At 40.1% G+C, this 22777-nt stretch carries 8 protein-coding genes and 1 pseudogene; all 9 read left to right on the forward strand.

All coding sequences use genetic code 11. The annotated features are described in order from the left end of the window. Positions 1 to 19 precede the first annotated feature (19 nt). The 9 genes and pseudogenes from FBB35_RS06535 to FBB35_RS06580 all read left to right on the forward strand — a co-directional run bounded on the left by FBB35_RS06535 (position 20) and on the right by FBB35_RS06580 (position 22774). A complete protein-coding gene (locus FBB35_RS06535) occupies positions 20 to 784 on the forward strand; it encodes a class I SAM-dependent methyltransferase (protein WP_174708983.1) in 765 nt (254 codons plus the stop codon). Positions 785 to 935: 151 nt separating this feature from the next. Further along, positions 936 to 4139, forward strand: coding sequence for a non-ribosomal peptide synthetase (locus FBB35_RS06540; RefSeq protein WP_174708984.1), 3204 nt, complete (start codon positions 936 to 938; stop codon positions 4137 to 4139). A gap of 154 nt (positions 4140 to 4293) precedes the next feature. After that, positions 4294 to 9024 carry a type I polyketide synthase gene (locus tag FBB35_RS06545; protein WP_174708985.1) on the forward strand — a complete coding sequence of 1577 codons (4731 nt, stop codon included), beginning with the start codon at positions 4294 to 4296 and terminating at the stop codon, positions 9022 to 9024. Next, positions 9021 to 12407, forward strand: coding sequence for a non-ribosomal peptide synthetase (locus tag FBB35_RS06550; protein WP_174708986.1), 3387 nt, complete (start codon positions 9021 to 9023; stop codon positions 12405 to 12407). The genes FBB35_RS06545 and FBB35_RS06550 overlap by 4 nt, the downstream gene beginning before the upstream one ends. Then, on the forward strand, positions 12404 to 18205 hold the full coding sequence (locus tag FBB35_RS06555) for a type I polyketide synthase (RefSeq protein ID WP_174708987.1): 5802 nt from the start codon (positions 12404 to 12406) through the stop codon (positions 18203 to 18205). The genes FBB35_RS06550 and FBB35_RS06555 overlap by 4 nt, the downstream gene beginning before the upstream one ends. 21 nt (positions 18206 to 18226) lie before the next feature. Further along, positions 18227 to 19186 (forward strand): cupin-like domain-containing protein, encoded by a 960-nt coding sequence (locus FBB35_RS06560; protein ID WP_174708988.1) that lies wholly within the window; start codon positions 18227 to 18229, stop codon positions 19184 to 19186. A 207-nt stretch (positions 19187 to 19393) separates the two neighbouring features. Continuing rightward, a pseudogene (locus FBB35_RS34355) lies at positions 19394 to 20113 on the forward strand (aspartyl/asparaginyl beta-hydroxylase domain-containing protein). Between the two features lie 49 nt (positions 20114 to 20162). Continuing rightward, on the forward strand, positions 20163 to 21737 hold the full coding sequence (locus tag FBB35_RS06575) for a condensation domain-containing protein (RefSeq protein ID WP_174708991.1): 1575 nt from the start codon (positions 20163 to 20165) through the stop codon (positions 21735 to 21737). A gap of 8 nt (positions 21738 to 21745) precedes the next feature. Further along, positions 21746 to 22774, forward strand: coding sequence for a TauD/TfdA family dioxygenase (locus tag FBB35_RS06580; RefSeq protein ID WP_174708992.1), 1029 nt, complete (start codon positions 21746 to 21748; stop codon positions 22772 to 22774). Positions 22775 to 22777: the final 3 nt, after the last annotated feature.

Below are 22777 nucleotides of genomic sequence, written 5' to 3' on the forward strand. Positions count from 1 at the left end.
TTAAAAGGAGGATAAATACTTGATATCTTCAAAACAACGCAATACTAATCATGATGCGATCGCTTCCATCTACGACTTGAAAACTCTACTAGAACGCCACGACATCGTGCTGGAGTGTATAGACAAATTAATCCTTCAAAATATTCCAGAAGGAGCACATATTTTTGACCTCGGTTGCGGTACAGGACAAATTGCCCAACGGCTACTAAAAAGAGGTTATCAAGTAACTGGACTTGATAGCTCTGAAGGAATGCTTAATATTGCTCGTGAGAATGCACCAGAAGCTAAGTTTCTTCTAGATGATGCCCGCTTTTTTAAATTACCGCCAACTTTTAATGCAGTTATTTCTACAGATGTAGTTCTGAATTATATCCTCAGCATTGAAGAATTACAGAATACATTTCAAAACGTGTATGATGCTTTGCTAGAAAATGGTATATTTGCTTTTGAATTATATCTAGAAGAATTATGTGAATCAAGTTGGAAAAATAATGAATCTGGTGGAGGTGTCAAAGAAGATAATGTCTGGGTTGATATTTGGAGCTACGATTCAAATAGCAAAATAGGTCGAAAAGACACTACCAGATTTGAATTTATAAATGGGAACTGGCAACGCTTAGATAGAAGCTTTTTCTTAAAAGCTTATTCAGCAGCAGAAGTTAAAATAGCTCTAGAAAAAGTAGGATTTACAGAAGTTAGTATTTATGATATTAACCACGAACTTGAAGTAAATAAAACCTCTGAAGCTGCCTGCTTCGTTTGTCGTAAACAGCTAAGTAAGTAGGTATAATTCAGCAACATTGTATTTTCTTTATGAAGAATAATGATAAATGTAATTATCTTAAATAATTCTTGAAAATCTCCAATTCTTCTCTCTGCGTTCTCTGCGCCTCTGTGGTTAATTTATTTTTAAAAATGACTTAGGGCTTTTATATATGTCAGCTCAAATAACTCAGGGTTTTCGCCTTTCCCCTCAACAAAAGCGTCTTTGGTCATTACAGCAATATAATTCAGCTTATTTTGCTCAATGTGCCCTTCTTTTAGAAGGCAAACTCAAACCAGAAGTATTAAAAGCTGCTTTAGAAAAAGTCATTATTCGACATGGAATTTTACGTACAACTTTTCACTGCCTACCGGAAATGACAATTCCTGTAATGGATGTAAAAAATAGTAGTATTTTCTCTTGGGATAACATCGATCTGAGTCATTGTGAACCCAAGGAAATCTCAAGTAAAATTGCAAAGCTTTTCCAAGCAGCAGCGTCCCTGAATTTGGACTTTGATCAAGGAACACTGTTACATATATCTCTACTAACGCTCTCAATAAAAAAGCATATTTTACTTATTAGTCTGCCTTCAATTTGTGCCGATACTTGGACACTCAAAAATTTGGTGACAGAAATCAGCAATTCATACTCTGCTTATTTACAAGGTGAGAGAATATCTGAAGAAGTTGTACAATACCTACAATTCTCAGAATGGCAGAATCAATTACTCACAGATGAAGATGCAAAAGCAGCGAAGCAATATTGGCATGAGCAACTTTCTCCAATTGCTTCCTTGAAATTACCTTTTGAAAGTCAGCCATCACAGCCATTTAAGTTTGAGATAAACTATTGTCGATTAGATATTTCCCCTGATGTGACAGCCAAAATTGTCAACTTAGCTCAAAAGTATGATACTTCTACTGCTGTCATCTTACTAGCTTGCTGGCAAACGCTGATTTGGCGACTTACAGGACAGCCAGATATCGTTATTGGTATGGCTAGCGATCGCAGAGACTACGAAGAACTATACAGTTTATTAGGACTTGTTGCTACTTGGTTGCCAATTAAAAGCCATTTGACACCAGACATACGCTTTCAAGAAGTTGTAGAACTAGCTAATCAGACTATAGAAGCTAGTGCAGAATGGCAAGATTATTTTGTGCCAGAACCGATAGAAAATCATGAAAAACTAGCTTTTCCCATCGGTTTCGAGTTTGAGCAACTACCAGAAAAACTCGTTGCTGGCGACCTATCATTTTCACTTGAGCAATATTACAGTTGTATTGAACAATTTAAAGTAAAACTCACTTGTACTCAACGCGAGCATTCTTTAAGCACAGAGTTCTACTACGATGTAAATTACTTTACAGCCGATACTATTGAACGTATAACCAGACAATTCCAAATTTTATTAACTAGTGTAACTGCTAATCCCGAAGAGAAAATTAGCCAATTAGAAATTCTGAGCTTTAGCGATCGCCAACAATTATTAGTAGAATTTAACCAAACACATATTGACAATCCCCAATATAAATGTATTCACCAACTATTTGAAGAACAAGTACAAAAAACACCAAATAAAATTGCCGTTGTCTTTGAAGATCAACAACTAACTTATGCACAGTTGAACCGCAAAGCCAATCAACTTGCCCACTATTTGCAGCAGCGAGGAGTCAAGCCGGAAGTTTTAGTAGGACTTTGCACAGAGCGTTCGCTCTTGATGATTATTGGGCTTTTGGGCATCATCAAAGCTGGTGGAGCCTATCTACCACTAGATCCAACCTTACCCAAGGAAGGTTTTGCTAGCCGATTGCAGGATCTCGAAATACCATTGATATTGACACAACAGCGATTAGTCGATAACCTGCCAACAGATGTAGCACAGATAGTCTGCTTAGACACAGATTGGGATATCATTGCCGATCACAAAGATGAAAATCCCATCAGTGAAATCACAGCCCAGAATTTAGTTTATGTCTTGTTCACCTCTGGCTCTACTGGTAAACCGAAGGGAGTTGCGATCGAACACCAGCAACTGCTGAATTACCTTCACGGAATCACACAGAGGTTAGATTTATCAAGCACAACTAACTTTGCCACTGTTTCCACCTTAGCTGCTGACTTGGGTAACACTGGAATCTTTGCTGCCCTTTGTACTGGTGGATGTCTGCATATATTATCCATCGAGTGTGCTACTGACTCAGCAATCTTGGCAAAATACTGCCGCACCCATCCCATTGACTGTCTCAAAATTGTCCCCTCCCACCTTGCTACTCTTCTCGCCTCTGCCCCATCCGATTCCATCTTGCCCCGCCAGCAGCTAATTCTGGGTGGCGAAGCTGCAAGTTGGCAACTTATTGAGCAGATTCGCCAGCAAGCTCCATCCAGCTTAATCTTCAATCACTATGGCCCTACAGAAGCCACTGTAGGGGTTACTACCTTCGCAGTTGGAAATCAGCAAATTAGTACGCAGACAGTACCCCTTGGTCGTCCACTTGCCAATACGCAGATTTATTTACTAGATAAGCAACTGCAACCAGTACCCATTGGTGTACCAGGTGAACTGTATATTGGTGGTACGGGGTTAGCTAGAGGTTATCTCAATCGGTCTGATCTAACGGCAGAAAAGTTCATTCCTAATCCTTTTGCAGAGATGGGTTCGCGTCTATACAAAACTGGTGACATAGCTCGTTACCTAGCTGACGGCAATATTGAATTCATTGGGCGAGTTGATCAACAGGTAAAAATTAGGGGCTTTCGTGTTGAACTTGGAGAAATTGAAAGCGTACTGTGTCAACATCCGCAAGTACAACAAGCTGTAGTTTCTGTTCGGGAAGACAATAGCAACAAATCCTTAATAGCTTACGTTGTTTCTAAGCAAACACAAACACTCAATGTTAGCGAACTGCAAAGATTTCTCAGAGAAAAACTACCAGAATACATGATGCCCTCAACTTTTATCATGTTGAAGGCTCTGCCACTAACATCCAATGGTAAAATCAACCGTAATGCACTTCCAGAATCAAATGGCGATCGCCCAGAATTGGCAGCAAATTATGAACCACCACAAACTGAGGTAGAGCAAAGCATCGCTAATATCTGGCAACAGATTCTTCATATTGAGAAAGTGGGCATTCATGATAATTTCTTTGATATCGGTGGTCACTCATTATTGCTTGTTCAAGCTCACGCTAAACTACGAGAAATTTTCCTCAGCAATATATCGGTGATTAATTTATTTGAATATCCAACTATCAACTCATTAGCTAAATATTTAACGCAAAAACAGACCGAAGTAGTTTCTTTTGAAGAAAGCACTCAACGCGCCCAAAGCCGCACTGAGTCTAGGCAGTCAAGGGCGCAATATAGGTAAGCTGTTAAGCATTTAATTTGCACATTTTAACGGCAGGTGAGAGGGTTTCTAGCTTTTATTGACAAGAAAAATGGTACAACTTCTAGGTGCAACAGCTTAAAACTATCTGACCAAGATTAAAATTAATAAAATCTTTACTAACAAAAACTTACGCATGACACATGACGACCTGAAGGAGACTCAAATAAGCGATTTAGACATAGCTATTATCGGTATGTCGGGGCGTTTTCCTAAAGCCAATAATTTGGATAACTTCTGGCAAAACCTCAAAGATGGTTTGGAAGCAATTTCATTTTTTTCAGACCAAGAGCTAGAATCAATGGGAGTAGATACAACTACATTAAATAATCAAAATTATGTCAAAGCAAATGCTGTACTAGAAGATATAGAATTATTTGATGCTGCATTCTTTGATTACTCTCCCAAAACAGCAGAAATAATAGATCCCCAGCACCGCCTCTTTTTAGAAACAGCTTGGGAGGCTTTAGAAAGTGCTGGCTATGATTCTAAAACTTATCAAGGTCGAATTAGTGTTTACGGTAGCGCCAGTATTAGTAGTTACTTTTTATTCAATCTTTTTTCCAATCCTGAATTAATCAAATTAGTTGGTCTTGACCAAATTAGACATCATAATCGTACAGATAATCTGACTACACGAGTTGCTTATAAATTAGATTTAAAGGGTTCAGCTATCACTGTCCAAACTGGATGTTCTAGTTCATTAGTCGCTATTCATTTAGCCTGCCAAAGCTTAATAGATCGTGAATCCGATCTGGTTTTAGCAGGTGGAGTTTCTATAACTAATTTAAAAAAGACTGGCTATGCGTATCAAGAGGGGGGAATTTTGTCTCCCGATGGACACTGCCGCGCCTTTGATGCCAAAGCGCAAGGAACAGTTGGCGGTGATGGGGTAGGTATAGTAATTTTAAAACGACTAGCAGATGCGATCGCTAATGGAGATTATATTCATGCTGTGATTAAAGGTTCAGCGATTAATAATGATGGTTCTGCCAAAATTGGCTATACAGCTCCTAGTATCGATGGTCAAGCCAAGGTGATTGCTGAAGCTCTCGCCATCAGCAGAATTGAACCCGATATGGTCAGTTATGTAGAGGCTCATGGCACTGGCACCGTTTTAGGAGATCCCATTGAAATTGCAGCCCTAACTAAATCTTTTCGCGCCAGAACTCAGAAAAAGAATTTCTGTGCCATTGGTTCAGTAAAAACGAATATCGGCCACCTAGATACTGCATCTGGTGTTGCAGGTTTAATCAAGACTGTCCTCGCACTCAAACACAAGCAAATACCACCCAGCTTACACTTTCAAGAACCATCACCCCAGATTGATTTTGCTAAGAGTCCCTTCTACGTTAACGCCAAGCTTTCAGAATGGAAGTCAAATGGACACCCTAGACGTGCAGGGGTCAGTTCCTTTGGTATTGGTGGCACTAACGCTCATATAGTTCTAGAAGAAGCTCCGGTAGAGAAGCAGAGAAGGCAAGGGGAGCAGGGCAGGGAACATCATCTGTTGGTTATTTCTGCGAAAACGGAATCAGCATTAGAGGCAGCTACGGCAAATCTGGCTAATCACCTCAAACACCATCCCGATTTAAACTTAGCTGATGTTGCTTACACTCTAGGGGTAGGTCGTCGAGCTTTTGATTATCGTCGGGTGGTAGTTTGTCAAGACCTTGATAATGCAATCAAAGTTTTAGAGGCAAAAGACCCGCAAAGAGTTCTGACGCACTATCAAGAACCAAGTGAGTCAGAGGTTATGTTTATGTTTCCCGGTCAGGGATCTCAGTACGTAAACATGGGTGTAGAATTATACCAATTTGAACCGATTTTCCGGGAACAGGTTGATTATTGTTGTGAACAACTTAAACCTATTTTAGGATTAGACTTACGCACTATTCTCTATCCTAGTCAAGAACAGACCCAATGGGCGACAGAACTGTTGACACAAACTTATATTACTCAGCCGGCGTTGTTCGTCACTGAATACGCTCTAGCACAGTTGTGGATAGCTAGGGGAGTGCATCCTAGTGCAATGATTGGTCACAGTCTGGGCGAATATGTCGCCGCTTGTCTAGCTGGGGTATTTTCTTTAGCAGATGCATTAATGCTAGTTGCTACCCGTGGACAACTGATGCAGCAACTACCTTCAGGCGCAATGCTAGCTGTAGCATTGTCAGAGCAACAAGTGCAGTCATTGCTAAACACAGAAACATTCTATAAAACATCTGTGCAAGTGGCAGCGATTAACGGGCCATCTCTGTGTGTGGTTTCGGGACAAGAGTCAGCAATTGAACAGTTGCATAACAGCTTGACTGAGCAAGAAACTGACTGTCGCCGTCTACATACCTCCCATGCCTTCCATTCTGCAATGATGGAGCCAATTATTGACTCGTTCATCGCAAAGATCAGAAAAGTTAATTTAAAAGCACCGCAAATTCCCTTTATCTCCAATGTCACTGGTACTTGGATAACTGCTGCTGAAGTAACTGAACCAAGTTATTGGGCTAGACATCTCAGGGAGACAGTACGTTTTTCTGAAGGTATTGCACAGTTGTTGCAAAAACCAAAGCAAATTCTCCTAGAAGTGGGGACTGGGGGGACATTGAGTAAATTCGCTAAATTTCATCCAGATAAGGTGGCACAGCAAGTTGTATTAACTTCATTACGCCATCCACAAGAAAGTCAATCGGATTTCGGTTTATTAAACACATTGGGTCAGTTATGGCTTTTGGGAGTAAAAGTGAATTGGTCAGGGCTTTATACTCATCAACAGTGTCATCGCCTTCCCTTGCCTACCTATCCCTTTGAGCGTCAGCATTATTGGATTGAACCCCAAAAAGCAGAGGCTGTTAAAAGTGTACAATCTCTACCATCCAAAAAGCCGGATATTGCCAACTGGTTCTATATTCCATCATGGAAACGCTCTTCACTACCCACCCATCAACCATCTGAGAAGTCAGTTGTTTCCTGCACTTTAGTATTTATCGATGAATGCGGCTTAGGTGAAGAATTAGTCAAACGACTTGAACTTGAAGGTCAGGCTGTAATTACTGTTAGAAGTGAACCGGAATTTAATCAATTGAATGAACGCGTATATACTCTTAATCCTCAACAACAAAGTGAGTACAATACCTTGCTTAAGGAACTTGTTAGGCAAAACAATATTCCGACAAAAATTATTCATTTATGGAGTATCACACCTGTTGTTCAAGCAAATTTAATACTTGAACAAGCTGATGAATTTATAGAACAAGAATTTTACAGCCTGCTGTATCTTACACAAGCATTAGGAAAACAAAATTTTACTCATGACATTGAAATTGTAGTCTTCTCTAGCAATATGCAGGAAGTCACTGGAGAAGAAATTCTGTGTCCCCAAAAAGCTACCATACTTGGGCCTGTTAAAGTTATTCCTAAAGAGTATCCAAACATAAACTGTCGTAGCATTGATGTTGTTATTTCCCAAGCCGGAACTTGGAAACCAAAACTCATAAACCAGCTATTATTGGAGTTAAAAACTCAAAGCTGTGAGTCAGTTATTGCCTATCGCGGAAATTATCGCTGGGTGCAAAACTTTGAGCCAATTCTATTATCTGAAGTCAAAGAAACGCCACGGTTAAGAGAGGGGGGAGTTTATTTAATCACAGGTGGACTCGGAGGAATTGGACTGGCGTTGGCGGAACATTTGGCGAAGACAGTACAAGCCAAACTGATTTTAATCGGTCGTTCAGCTTTTCCGTCACCAGAGGAATGGGAACAATGGCTAAATACTCACGAGGAGCAAAATCCCATGAGTCTTAAAATTCGGAAAATACAAAAATTGGAAAAACTGGGTGCAGAAGTTTTGGTAATCTGCGCTGATGTAACCAAAGTAGAAGAAATGGAACAAACGATCGCAACGGCTCAAAAGCGATTTGGTACAATTAATGGTGCGATCCACGCCGCAGGAATTCCTGGTGGTGGCATAATCGAGCGAAAAACACCGGAAATGGCAGAAAAGGTTTTAGCACCGAAAGTCAGAGGTACGCTAATTCTGGATAATCTGCTCAAGAATGTTCAACTAGATTTCTTTGTTTTGTGTTCAGCCCGTACTGCGATCGTGGGAGGGTTTGGGCAAATAGATTATTGTTCAGCAAATGCTTTTCTTGATGCCTTTGCTCACTATAAAAATCAGCAAAGTAAGACGTTTACCTTATCTATTGACTGGTCTGCGTGGCAGGAAGTGGGAATGGCAGCAAAGGTACCAAAGAAACGACCAGGAATTTCATATAGTCCCCAAATACCTGAATTTAAAGAAGAGTTATTACCCTCAGAAGGTATAGAAGTCTTTAAGCGCATTCTTGGAAATACACTAGTCCAAATTATAGTATCTACCTATGATTTAATGATGCTAGGTGAACAAGAAAAGGTTTTAAAAGCTATTTTCTTATCAGAAATTTCCGAGAAAGAGAATTTATTTCAACTAAGTAAACTAAGCAATACTGACATTGCTCTCTATCCGGAAATAAAACAAACTCTTGCCGATATTTGGCAGGATATTTTGGGAATCCATCAGTTAGATTTTTATGACAACTTCTTTAAAATTGGAGGTGATTCACTTTCAATAGTACAAGTTCGTAGCCAACTCCAAAAAAGATTGAATATTAATATTTCTATCTCTGACTTATTTGAATATCCAACTATAAACTCCTTGGCAGAATATCTCAGCCAAAAACAGACTGAAAATCATAATTTGCCGAAAATTACCAGAGCCAAGCGTGGAAATAGTAAAAATATTTTGACAACAATTAATCAAATTTCTGAGCAGCAAGTCGATTCTCTAATACAAGAGATAGAAATATTATCTAAAAATGACATTAAACGATGAATGATACTCACAAATATATCTCTTTTTTCTCAGAAAAGCAAAAGCGTGAGCTTCTCGCACGGCTACTTCAAAATAAGGATTTTTTTCCTCTATCTTTTGCCCAGCAACGACTATGGTTCCTCAACCAATTGGAGCCTAGCAGTGCTTTCTACAATATCTCTCATGCTATTAGGCTTACAGGTTCGCTGAATGTACCCGCACTAGAGCAAACCTTAAATGAAATTGTGCAACGTCACGAAGCTTTACGCACTAGTTTTATGACAGTAGAGGGTCAGCCAATCCAAGTGATTGACCCGAGCTTAACTATTTCCCTGCCAATGGTTGACCTGCGGGAATTTTCCGAAGTTGAACGGGAAGCCGAAGTCTTACGACTAACTGCCGAAGAAGCACAGCAAGCATTTAATTTAGCCAAGGCTCCATTATTGCGAGCTACTTTATTGCAGTTAAGTGAAGTAGAACAAGTGGTGTTATTCACAATGCACCATATTGTTTCCGACGACTGGTCAATGAAAATACTTATCAAGGAGATGGCAGCGCTTTACCAAGCCTTCAACCTTGGTCAACCATCACCGCTTGTTGAACTCCCTATCCAATATGCAGACTTTGCCGTGTGGCAACAGCAATGGTTACAAGGAGAGGAGCTACAAACTCAGCTATCCTACTGGATACAGCAACTAGATGCGGCTCCGTCCATCATCAAGTTACCGACAGATTTTCCTCGCCCAGCAATTCAGAACTATCAAGGTGCGAAACAGTCGATTGTACTGCCCAAATCATTAACCCAGGCTCTCAAAGAACTTTCACAACAAGAAGGTACTACTCTCTTCATGACGCTGCTGGCAGCTTTCAAGGTCTTACTATACCGCTATACTCAGCAGCATGATATTTTGGTTGGTACTCCTATTGCCAACCGCAACCGCCCGGAAATCGAGGGGTTAATTGGATTCTTTGTCAATACCTTAGTGTTGCGTACTGATCTTGGAAGCAATCCAAGTTTTCGAGAATTGTTGAAGCGAGTACGCCAAGTAACTTTGGGGGCTTATGCTCATCAGGATTTACCTTTCGAGTATCTCGTGGAAAAACTACAACCCAAACGAGATTTAAGCTACAGCCCAGTATTTCAAGTGATGTTTGCATTACAAAATATCCGCAAAGATGAGTTAAAGCTACCTGGTGTCACCCTGAGTTTTCTGCAACTGGAAAAGCAAACAGCCCAGTTTGATTTGAGCATAGATTTCTTTGAAACCGAGTCAGGACTAAGCGGATGGTTTGAGTACAACACGGATTTGTTTAATGCTTCTACTATTAGCAGAATGGTAGACCATTTCTGTAATTTGCTGTCAGACATCGTTGCTAACCCAGAGCAACACACTGCAGAATTGTCGTTATTGACACAAAGTCAACAGCATCAGTTGTTGGTGGAATGGAATAATACTAAAGTTGACTATCCTGGTGAGTATTGTATCCATCAGTTATTTGAGGCTCAAGTAGAGCGATTGCCTGATGCCATTGCCGTAAGTTTTGAAAACCAGCACCTCACCTATCGAGAGCTAAATCACCGCGCAAATCAATTGGCGCATTATTTAAAATCTCTTGGAATAAAACCAGAGGTTTTAGTAGGGATTTGTGTGGAGCGATCGCTCGAAATGGCGATCGGAATTCTGGGCATTCTGAAAGCTGGTGGCGCTTATGTGCCGTTAGATCCATCCTACCCACAAGAACGACTAGCTTTGATATTAAACGATGTCAAACCTTTAGTGTTGCTTACCCAAAAGCATCTGGTTACGGAACTCCCTACATCTGCGGCTCAGGTTGTGTGCCTAGACGAATCGGATCTGTATGCCCAGGAAAGTCAGGAAAATCCTAGTAGTAATGTAACAGCCGAAAATCTGGCTTATGTGATTTACACTTCTGGGTCTACAGGAACACCTAAAGGCGTGCTGATTTCGCATCAAGCTTTAGTGAACCACAGTATTGCTGCTGCTAAAGCTTATGAACTGCAACCAGAAGATCGCGTTCTCCAATTCGCTTCTGTGAGCTTTGATGTAACAGCCGAAGAACTTTTTCCATCATGGTTAAGTGGTTCAACTGTAGTTATCCGACCCAATCAGGTATTATTGTTTGCTCACTTTGGAAAATTCTTGGCACAGGAAAAACTAACTGTCCTTAATTTACCAACAGCCTATTGGCATGAGTGGGTGTCCGACTTGGTTCAAACAACAACACCATTACCGCCGACGCTGCGCTTGGTGATTGTCGGAACTGAGCAAGCTTTACCAGAAAAACTTGCACTTTGGCATAAACTGGTAAGCGATCGCTCCAAGAGTCCCCGTATCCGTTGGCTTAACGCTTATGGCCCAACTGAGGCAACTATTGGTGTCACACTTTTTGAACCAGTTGAACCAGTTACCTATTCTGAGAACCAACCCGTTTATTGTGTACCTGTTGGTCGTCCTATTGCCAACACCCAGGTGTACTTGCTAGACAAACATTTGCAGCTTACACCTGTAGGAGTACCAGGCGAGTTGTATATTGGTGGTATTGGAATTGCCAGGGGCTACCTCAATCATCCTGAACTGACTGCCGAAAAATTTATTCCTAACCCTTTTGGCAAAAAATCGGGGATGCGTCTGTATCGCACTGGTGATTTAGCCCGCTACTTACCCAACGGAGATATCGAACTCCTGGGACGTATTGACGACCAAGTAAAAATTCGGGGCTTCCGTATCGAACTGGGCGAGATATCAGCAAAATTGCAGCAATACAATAAAGTACGCGAAGCCGTGGTAATAGCTAGGGAAGACGAGCATGGTGATAAGCACTTAGTGGCTTATGTCAGCCCTCAGCCAGAACAGACACTAACAATTACTGAGTTGCGTGGCTTTCTTCAAGAGAAACTACCGCAATATATGATGCCCTCGACTTTTCTCATCCTGCCAACCTTGCCTTTGTTGCCCAACGGTAAACTTGATAAGCGATCGCTACCTGCACCAGAAATCCGCCCAGAGTTAGAAGCTACTTATGTAATGCCACAAACACAGATGGAACAAACCATTGCTGGAGTTTGGCAAAAGGCTCTCAATATTGACAACATAGGCGTTCACGATAACTTCTTTGAACTCGGCGGTCATTCATTACTCATGGTGAAAGTTCATAGCCAATTACACGAAATATTCCAAACTGATTTATCAATGCTCGATATGTTTAGATATCCGACTATTAACTCTCTTGCAGAGTTCTTTAGTCAAACTAAAAATCAAACATCATCTTTTAGCGAAACTAATATTTCCATAGAAAAAATTTCAATTGGTAAATCTCAACAAAAAAAACGTCTGCAAAAAATAAAGTTGATGATGAATAATCAAGGAGCTAATGAAGAATGAGTATCCCCATAGAAGCTGTTCATCATAATGGTTCAGAAATAGCAATTATTGGTATAACAGGTCGGTTTCCTGGCGCTAAAAATGTTGATGAATTTTGGCAAAATCTCCAAAATGGTAGAGAGTCAATTTCAGTTTTTACTGATGAAGAACTGTTAGCTTATGGGCTAGATGCAGCTACACTCAATAACCCAAATTTTGTCAAAGCACGAGCTGTATTAGAAGATGTAGAACTTTTTGATGCTGCATTTTTTGGCTTTAATCCCAGAGAAGCAGAAATTACCGATCCACAACATCGTCTCTTTTTAGAATGTGCGTATACTGCCCTTGAAGATGCTGGCTATGACTCAGAAAATTATCAAGGTTCTATTGGAGTTTACGCCGGAGCCAGCTTCAGTAGGTACTTACTCAATGTATATTTAAACGAAGATATTATTGGATCTATAGATAATCATCAACTTGTGATCGCAGGTGACAAAGACTATTTGACTACCCGCGTTTCTTACAAACTTAATCTAGAAGGGCCAAGCTTCACTGTTCAAACCGCCTGCTCTACTTCATTAGTCGCTGTGCATTTAGCCACTCAAAGCTTACTAAATGGGGAATGCGATCTAGCTTTGGCAGGTGGGGTTTCCATAAGTTCTTCCAGAAAAACGGGCTATGTTTACAAAGAAGGGGCAATTGGTTCTCCTGATGGACACTGCCGCGCTTTTGATGCTCAAGCACAGGGAACTGTCGGTGGCGAAGGTGTAGGCATCGTGGTTTTGAAGCGATTAGAAGATGCTCTAGCAGATGGCGATACCATCCATGCTGTCATTAAAGGTTCGGCTATTAATAACGATGGCTCTTTCAAAGTTAGCTACACAGCACCACGGATAGATGGTCAAGCCAAGGTGATTAGAACCGCTCAAGTTGTTGCCGAGGTTGAACCCGAAACGATTACCTATATTGAAGCTCATGGCACAGGAACATCCCTTGGAGATCCCATTGAAATCACGGCGTTAACACAAGCTTTTCGAGCCAGTACTGACAAAAAAGGCTTCTGTGCCATTGGTTCAGTCAAAACCAACATTGGCCATCTAGACGCTGCTGCTGGGGTAACAGGTCTAATCAAAACTGTTCTGGCCCTGAAGCATCAACAAATACCGCCTAGCTTGCACTTTCAAGAACCTAATCCGCAAATTGATTTTGCTAACAGTCCTTTTTATGTCAACACCAAACTCGCCCAATGGACAACAAATAACATTCCTCGCCGCGCTGGAGTCAGTTCTTTTGGGATTGGTGGGACTAATGCCCATGTAATTTTGGAAGAAGCGCCTGTAGGAAGGCAGGGGGAGCAAGGGGAGCAGGGGAGGAAATATCATCTGTTGGTTCTTTCTGCAAAAACGGAATCGGCGTTAGAAACAGCTACGGTGAATCTGGCTAATCATCTCCAGCAGTATGCTTTAAACCTTGCAGATGTCGCTCATACCCTTGGTGTAGGTCGTCGAGCTTTCGATCATCGCCGGATGGTGGTATGCCAAGACATGAATGATGCGGTGAAGATGCTTTCTACTTCAGAATCACAACGGATATTTACGCACTACCAGCAGCCTTGCAATCGTCCTGTGGTGTTTATGTTTTCTGGGCAAGGAACGCAGTATGTGAATATGGCTAGAGAACTCTACGAGAGTGAGCCAACTTTTACACTTACAGTTGATCATTGTTGTGAGTTGCTAAAACCACATTTAGGTTTTGACCTACGCCATGTATTGTATCCAAATGAGGCACAGACAGCCAAAGCAACGGAGCAGCTTAAACAGACAATTGTTGCTCAACCAGCATTATTTGTCATTGAGTACGCCCTAGCTCAATTGTGGATGGCATGGGGTGTACACCCAGAGGCGATGATTGGTCACAGTATCGGGGAGTATGTAGCCGCTACTTTAGCTGGAGTTTTTTCGCTAGAAGATGCTTTAGCGCTAGTTGCAATCCGAGGACGACTGATACAGGAACTTCCTAGTGGGGAAATGCTCTCTATCCAACTTCCTGAATCAGAGATACAACCCCTGCTAACGGAGGAACTATCTTTAGCTGCAAGTAATGGGCCTTCCTACTGCGTGGTTTCTGGTGTAGCTGAAGCGATCGCACAATTACAACAACAGCTAGAAGCCAAAGGTATAGGCTGCCGTAGGTTACAGACCTCTCATGCCTTTCATTCTCCCATGATGGAGCCAATTCTCCAGTCATTTACAGAGCATTTAGAAAAACTCCAACTTCATCCTCCGAAGATTAAGTTTATCTCTAACGTCAGTGGCACTTGGATCGCTGTAGCAGAAGCAACAGACCCCAAATATTGGGTAAAGCATTTACGGCAAACAGTGCGCTTTAACCAAGGGATAACTGAGTTACTCAAAACACAAGAGCGGATCTTTTTAGAGGTTGGCCCAGGACGGACTTTAAGTACTTTTGTCAAGCAACATAATCAGGACATGATAGTACTGACCTCAATCCGTCATCCACAAGAACAACAATCGGATGTAGCATTTTTACTCAACTCTTTGGGACGGCTCTGGCTTTGTGGTATCAAAGTAGACTGGTCTAGTTTTTATGCTAACGAACAACGCCATCATATTCCCTTACCAACCTATCCATTTGAGCGCCAACGTTACTGGATTGAAGCACAAAAACAGCCAAGACAAACGGCAGTTGATTTAGCTAAATCTTTGGTAGAGGCTTGTAGGGTAAAGGCTCGTGCTAGCATCGCCACATTAGACGAGCAAACTTATTTGCTGAATAAACAGTGTTTGGATCGTTTGTGTGCTTCCTATATAAACCTTTCTCTCCAGCGTTTAGGTGCTTTTAAGAGCTTCAATGAGCAATATTCTTTTGAAGAGTTGTGTGAGCAATGCCAGATTATTCCTCGCTATCGGCAATTGTTGTATCGCTTTTTAGATGTACTTGTAGAACAAGGTGATCTACAACAAGAAAAAGATTTATTTACAAACCTTGTTCCCTGTTCTACAGACTCGATTAACGCTCTGGTAGAAGAAGTTAAAATCAAATGCGTAAATACACCTCATGTTCTACATATCGTCCAGGAATGTGGTGAGAATCTGCCGGATGTGCTGACTGGTGAAAAAGAACCTTTAGAGTTGTATTTTGCGGTAAAAGAAAACAATCCAGAAATTGCAAATTCAGAATTACCTCTGGATACCCATTTAAAAGGGATCATGCAAGCAGCTATGGAACAGGTAGTAAAGTCATTACCACCAGATGTAAACCTGAGAATTCTGGAAATTGGTGGTGGAGGGGGTCTTGCCACGACAGAATTGCTACCTGTATTGCCATCTGAGCGCACCAACTACACTTTTACAGATGTAGGGGGTTTGTTTTTGAATCAAGCCAAACAGCAGTTTAGCGCTTATCCGTTTGTTGAATATCGTTTTCTTGATATTGAAAAACCGCCTACTGCACAAGGATTCAACAGCCACAGTTTTGATGTAGTGGTAGCTGTCAATGTATTGCACGTAACTCGAAATATAACAAAAACCCTGGAGCATGTGCGATCGCTACTAGCTCCTGGAGGATTCCTGCTATTGTGGGAAATAACTCAACCACAATTAGACTTCGATCTCACCGATGGACTGCTAATGAATCCTTTAGAGGATGAAGAACGCAGCCGTGGTAATCCGTTTTTATCACAAAAGCAATGGCAGGAAGCACTAGTTTCTCAAGGGTTTGTTGAGGTAGCGGCTGTCTCTGAAACTGAAGCTTTTGGCGAACAAATTTTGGTGGCTCAAGCTGCTGCATCGATAACTGACTCAGCACCTACAGCATTTACCGTCACGAAGCAAAAAGAGCAGAACCAAGACTTATTGGCTAAAAAATCAGATATTGCTGACTGGTTTTACATTCCTTCTTGGAAACGTACTATGCCAGCACACCTTTCTCAAGCTGGACTTGAGGTAAAAGCAGGATGCTGGTTAGTGTTTGTGGATGAGTGCGGCTTAGGTGAGAAGTTGATAAAACAACTAGTAGTTGAGAATCAAGATGTTATTTCCGTCAGAGTTGGAGAGCAATTTCAGCAAAATAGCGAATATTCTCAACGCACATATACGATTAATCCAGAAAAAGAGGATGATTACAATACCTTGCTCAAAGAACTTCGGAGCCTGGGTAAGATTCCCAAAAGGATTGTTCATCTGTGGAGTGTGACATCAAACAGTTACACCAACTCAACAATTGAAGCTTTAGGCTGGTCGAGTTTGTTGTTTTTGGCACAGGCTATTACAGAAAATAATCAAACAGATGCTTTAGAAATTAGTATTGTCTCCAACAATTTACAAGAAATAACAGGTTCAGAAATACTGTGTCCAGAAAAAGCATTGGTTCTTGGAACTTGCAAAGTTATGCCGCTTGAGTATCCAAATATAACTTGTCGCAGTATTGATGTTGTAGTTCCTGTAGAAAGTGGGCAAGAAGAACTTATCCAAACACTAATAGGGGAATTTATAACCCCTACGACTGACCAAATTATTGCTTATCGTGGGCGGAATCGCTGGGTACAAGATTTTGAACCTGCACAACTACATAAAACCGTTAATGAAAATCTCCACCTTAGAAAACAGGGAGTATATCTCATTACTGGTGGATTAGGAGGTGTTGGTTTGCTGCTAGCAGAATATCTAGCGCAGACCGCGCAAGCAAAACTTATATTAGTAGGACGTTCAACTTTTCCCGACCAAGATGATTGGTCTGAATGGTTATCCACTCACGATCCACAAGATTATATCAGCCAGAAGATCCAAAAATTGCAGGGAATGAAAGCATTCGGTGCAGAGGTAATGGTAATCAGCGCCGATGTTACCAACCTTGAACAGATGTCCGCAGTATTTAAAAAAGCTAATCAACGATTTGGTGAGATTCATGGAGTAATTCATGCAGCCGCAGTTTTCGGCGGAGGGATGATGCAACTCACAACAAAAGAAACTGTAGCCAAAGCTTTAGCGCCAAAAGTGCAAGGAACACGAGTACTTGAAACTCTATTTAAGGAAAATAACTTAGATTTCTTTATACTCTGTTCATCACTAAGTTCATTTATTGGTACATCTGGAATGGCAGATTATACAGCTGCAAATGCCTTCCTTGACTCCTTTGCTCATTACAGCGCTTCTAAATATGGAACATGGAAATTCATTAAGTCTATTAACTGGGATAGATGGAACAACGTAGGAATGGCAATTCCTGTTGAAGCACGCCATCAAGAAATCACAGGGGAAAAATTGGCAGCAGGAATGGCTGATTTGGAGGGCATAGAGGCTTTTAAACGTATTCTGTTTAGTAGCACAGTTTCTCAAATAATTGTATCAACACAAGATTTTCTCAATCTAATTAAGCCAAAGAAAACTCCTAAGTCTTTGGAAGAAAAATTAGCCCAACTTAATCAATTCAAAACAACTCACCCCCGTCCTAACTTAGCGAATGCTTATATTGCTCCTAGTAATGAAATTGAGCAAACCCTTGCTGACGTTTGGCAACAACTTTTGGGGATTGAAAAAGTTGGTATTCACGATAACTTCTTTGAGTTAGGGGGAGACTCTTTATTTGCTACTCAATTAGTTTCTGAACTGTGCAAAACTTTTCAAACAGAACTTTCTTATAAAGGCTTTTTTAATAGCCCGACTATAGCTGAGTTAGCTGAAGTTATTGTCCAAAAACTGGCTAACCAAACAAATTTAGAGGAATTAGCTCAAGCTTTAGCAGATATTGAACAACTATCACAGGATGAAGTGCAGGCATTAATTGCTTCACAACACTAAGTAACTAGACATGATATGACTATGCAATTACCACTTTCTTTTTACGAAATTAGTAAATTCATTTTTTTGACAGTTGCTTTAACTGTTTTTACTCGCTTAATTATTTATCTATTAAAAAGAACATGGCAAAAGCAAAAATGTAAATTAGTCTGGACACCAATTGATGTTGTCGAACGTCGTACCAACCTCTTATATGATGAGTTTATTAAAGAGTATGCATCTGTGGGTAAACCTGTAATTATTACTGATGTCATGCAAGACTGGAAAGCATCAAAAAAGTGGGATTTAGATTTTTTCAAGGTGAAATATGGAAAAGTTGAATGCGCTATTAAACAAGATGATGTTGAGATTCATAGTTTAATGACTATTGCTGAATACATTGATTATATGATTTCTGGTAATAGCAACAAACGTCTGTATCTAGCAAATTGGGTGGTTTCTTGTTATCCTGAGCTTTTAGATGACTACCGAGAACCAATTTACTTTCCTAATTGGTTACAAAGACTGCCAAGAAATCTTCTCATAAAATATGAATGTGACAACCCGGAAATATTTATAGGTCATAAAAATACATCGGTAGGTCTTCATAAAGATCCAGATAATTTCTCTGCGTGGTTAGGCTTAATTTCTGGACGAAAGCGAATTGTCTTATTTACGCCAGATCAAAAAGATGTTCTATACGATGGTAAAGTAGATATCTTCAACCCAGATTTAAAAAAGTTTCCACTATACGCTAAAGCAAATCCAGTAGAAGTCATACTAGAACCAGGAGAAATTTTATATATCCCATCTCAGTGGTGGCATCATGTAAACAATCTGGAAAATAGCATAGGCGTTGGCAACATATTTATCAATGAATTTAATTCAGAATTAGTCTTTCAATCTTTTGTTGAAGGCAACCCAATAAAAGGTCATTTGTTACCATTAGTTTTAGAATTTCCCTGGTTAGGAAAAGTTTTATTTTCTTTGGGGTTAATCTAATATCAAAATTTTAAAAATCTTATTATTATACAAACTTACAATTAGGAGTTTTTTATGCTTCAACAAAATACTACAGAGTTTAAGTTTTTGTTTGGCTTTCTTGAATTCTTAAAATTTTTATACCCAAAAGGAAATATTCATCATGTTGAAGACTCACTAAAGTCTTATCTAGAGATGACACAAAGAGATTTGAACCTTAACCAGCCAATGGGAAAATTCATATATTCTGGTATTACTCACAAGCCTTGGTACGAATCTCATGAAAATGCTGTTTTGAGCCTCATCTCCAAAACCCTAGAAAAAAACTTTGATCAGATAGAAAGTGAGTGGTTAGGCTATTTATCCTCTGATTATAAAATTATTCCTAAGTACAAGCCAAGTGAAATTTTTGGTGAATCACTAAAGAATCAAGATGAAGACTGGCAATATTACTTAATTTGGAGACAAGGTAAATTTACCAAAGCAGCTACATCCCTTTTCCCAAATACAGTCAAGATTATCTCAGAGCTAAATCCTTTTTTATATTCTTTTGGTGAGGTGGTATTTATTAACATGAAACCTGGAGTCGTTTTACCACCACATATTGATGATATTAATATCTCTTTAACATGTCACTTTGGTATCCAAGTTCCAGAAAAGTGTGGTATTAAGGTTGGAGGTGAAACACGCAGTTAGAACCGAGGAAAAACTTTGTTTTTTGATAACAGTTTTGAACATGGAGCTTGGAATAAAAGCCAGGAAAATAGAGTTGTTTTGTTATTAGATTTATACCATCCAGAACTGACAAGAATCGAGAAATTTCTCTTAAAATTTATCCTTAAACACTTTAACAAAAGTGAGTTTCATGGAATAAAAAATTCGGAGTACCAAAAACTATTACTGGATAACTTAATTAGTCGTAGCAGCAGTAATCACATGGCTAAATAACGCCAAAATTATATTTATTTTGTTTTGTTGCATATCAGGTTTGGCGAATATGAGTGACCTTTCACAACGGATTGCTGGTCTTTCTCCAGAGAAACTTAAGCTTCTTGCACAACGCCTTCAGAAAAAAAAAGAAAGCGTATTTTCACAACCGCAAATAGTTCCTCAAAGTCGAGAGTCAAACTTATTCCCTCTATCTTTTGCCCAACAAAGGTTGTGGTTTATCGACCAATTACAACCTGGAAATAGTGCCTACAATATCTCCCAACCCATGCGTATTGTCGGATTGCTAAATGTGGCGGCACTAGAGCAAAGCTTTAACGAAGTTGTGAGACGGCACGAGGTTTTAAGAACTACATTCAAAGTAGTTGATGGACAACCTCTGCAAGTTATTACTCCCAGTTTCAGCTTCAAACTACCAGTAGTAGATTTACAAAAACTTTCTCAAGAGCAAAGAGAGGCTGAAGTTTTGAGATTGGCGAGTGAAGAAGCCCAACAGCCTTTCGACTTAACCAAAGTGCCTTTATTACGAGTTACTTTACTGCAACTAGCGGCAGCAGAATATGCATTATTGTTGACTATGCATCATATTGTGGCTGATGGCTGGGCTATAGGTGTGCTGATTCACGAAATCGCAACTTTGTATGAAGCTTTCTCTATTGGCAAACCATCACCCCTCTCGCAACTATCCATCCAGTATGCAGACTTTGCTGTGTGGCAAAGACAGTGGTTACAGGGAGAGCGTTTAGAAACTCAACTTGCTTACTGGCAAAGGCAATTAGGCGGTAAACTACCTGTTGTAGAATTCCCTAGCGAGCGGCGAGCTTCTCTACGAGACGCTCCGCAATCGCGATCGCCTATCCAGACTTTCTCAGGAGCTAGAGAAACTCTGGTTCTACCCAAAACTTTATCTGAGAAGCTGAAAGCTCTGAATCAGCGCCAAGGCATCACACTATTTATGATTCTGCTAGCGGCTTTCCAAACTTTGCTGCACTGCTACACCGATCAAGAAGATATCGTTGTTGGTACTGATATTGCTAACCGCAATCAAGCCGAGACTAAAGAATTGATCGGGTTTTTTGTTAATCAGTTAGTATTGCGTACACATTTATCAGGAAATCCTACTTTTGTAGAGTTATTAGAACGAGTCCGCGAGATGACTCTAGAAGCTTATGCTCACCAAGATTTACCCTTCGACAAATTGGTAGATGTTCTGAATCCAAAACGGGAGTTGAACCGTACACCATTATTTCAAGTCAAGCTTGTTTTGGAAAATACCCAAACCCCATCTTTGGAACTTCCAGGCTTAACTATCACATCTTTGAAAGTCGAAAACAAAACGGTGCAGTTTGACTTGCTGTTAGAGTTAAGCGAAACAGATCAGGGAGTATTTGGTGTATGGGAATATAACACTGACCTATTTGATCGGGGCAGTATTGTTAGGTTATCAAATAATTTTGCAACGCTTTTAACTAAGATTGCCACCCATCCAGAAACTAAATTAAGTGAATTAAAAAGAGTTCTTAATGAAGTAGATAAGAAACAGCATCTTGCTAGAGAAGAAGTTTATAAAAATACTATCGGACAGACATTAATCAACGTTAAACGTAGAGCAAATAACAGATAATAAAAATCATGACAAAAATGGAATCTCTAGGATATGTGAGACGGAAAGCTGTTAATATATCCACAGAAGAATTAATCAAAACTGAATTCCTTCAGCCAGGCTCTAACTTTCCTTTGGTGATTAAGCCTAGTGTGAAGGGTGTAAATCTGGAAAACTGGGCTAATAATAATCGAGAATATTTGAAATCTGAATTATTAAAATATGGAGCGATACTTTTTCGTGATTTCAAAGTTAATTCTATAGAAGAATTTGAGCAAATTATCGCAGCGATTTGTGGAGAAGCGATGGAATATCGGTATCGGGCATCTCCACGAACTCAAGTAGCTGGGAAAATTTATACTTCAACTGACTACCCTGCCGATCAAAGTATTTTTCCTCACAATGAACACGCCTACTCGCCTACCTTTCCGTTGAAAATCTTCTTTTTTTGTATGAGTCCAGCGCAAGAGGGAGGGGAAACCCCGATTGGTAGCTGTAGAAAGGTTTTTGAGCGGATTGATCCAATTATCCGCGATCGCTTCATTGAAAAGCAAGTTATGTATATGCGTAACTTTGGCAATGGATTTGGTCTTCCTTGGCAAACTGTATTTCAAACAACAGACAAAAATAAAGTAGAAGAGTATTGCAAAAATAATGGAATTGAGGTTGAATGGAAAGCAGATAATCGTTTAAGAACTCGACAAGTTGGGCCAGCCATTCTCAAACATCCTCAAACAGGTGAAATAGTCTGGTTCAATCACGCAACTTTTTTCCACGTTTCCACATTGGAACCAACGATAGGCGAATCGTTATTGAAAAATTTGCCAGAAGAAGATTTACCAACTAACACATATTATGGGGATGGTTCTGCAATTGAACCATCAGTGTTAGCTAGTTTGCGAACTGCTTATCAAGAAGAAATGGTTACTTTTTCTTGGCAGAAAGGAGATGTATTGATGCTGGATAATATGTTATCAATACATGCTCGTAATCCATTTATTCCTCCCAGAAAAATTTTAGTGGGAATGGCTGAACCTTATACGCCCTCAAGTATTTAACTA

The sequence above is a fragment of the Nostoc sp. TCL240-02 genome, assembly GCF_013343235.1.
GTDB lineage: Bacteria > Cyanobacteriota > Cyanobacteriia > Cyanobacteriales > Nostocaceae > Nostoc.

Bases quoted from the DNA above. Each gene is read 5' to 3' on its own strand.
- FBB35_RS06580 (WP_174708992.1), top strand. From the start codon at position 21,746: ATGACAAAAATGGAATCTCTAGGATATGTGAGACGGAAAGCTGTTAAT.
- FBB35_RS06545 (WP_174708985.1), top strand. From the start codon at position 4,294: ATGACACATGACGACCTGAAGGAGACTCAAATAAGCGATTTAGACATA.
- FBB35_RS06555 (WP_174708987.1), top strand. From the start codon at position 12,404: ATGAGTATCCCCATAGAAGCTGTTCATCATAATGGTTCAGAAATAGCA.
- FBB35_RS06540 (WP_174708984.1), top strand. From the start codon at position 936: ATGTCAGCTCAAATAACTCAGGGTTTTCGCCTTTCCCCTCAACAAAAG.
- FBB35_RS06550 (WP_174708986.1), top strand. From the start codon at position 9,021: ATGAATGATACTCACAAATATATCTCTTTTTTCTCAGAAAAGCAAAAG.
- FBB35_RS06575 (WP_174708991.1), top strand. From the start codon at position 20,163: ATGAGTGACCTTTCACAACGGATTGCTGGTCTTTCTCCAGAGAAACTT.
- FBB35_RS06560 (WP_174708988.1), top strand. From the start codon at position 18,227: ATGCAATTACCACTTTCTTTTTACGAAATTAGTAAATTCATTTTTTTG.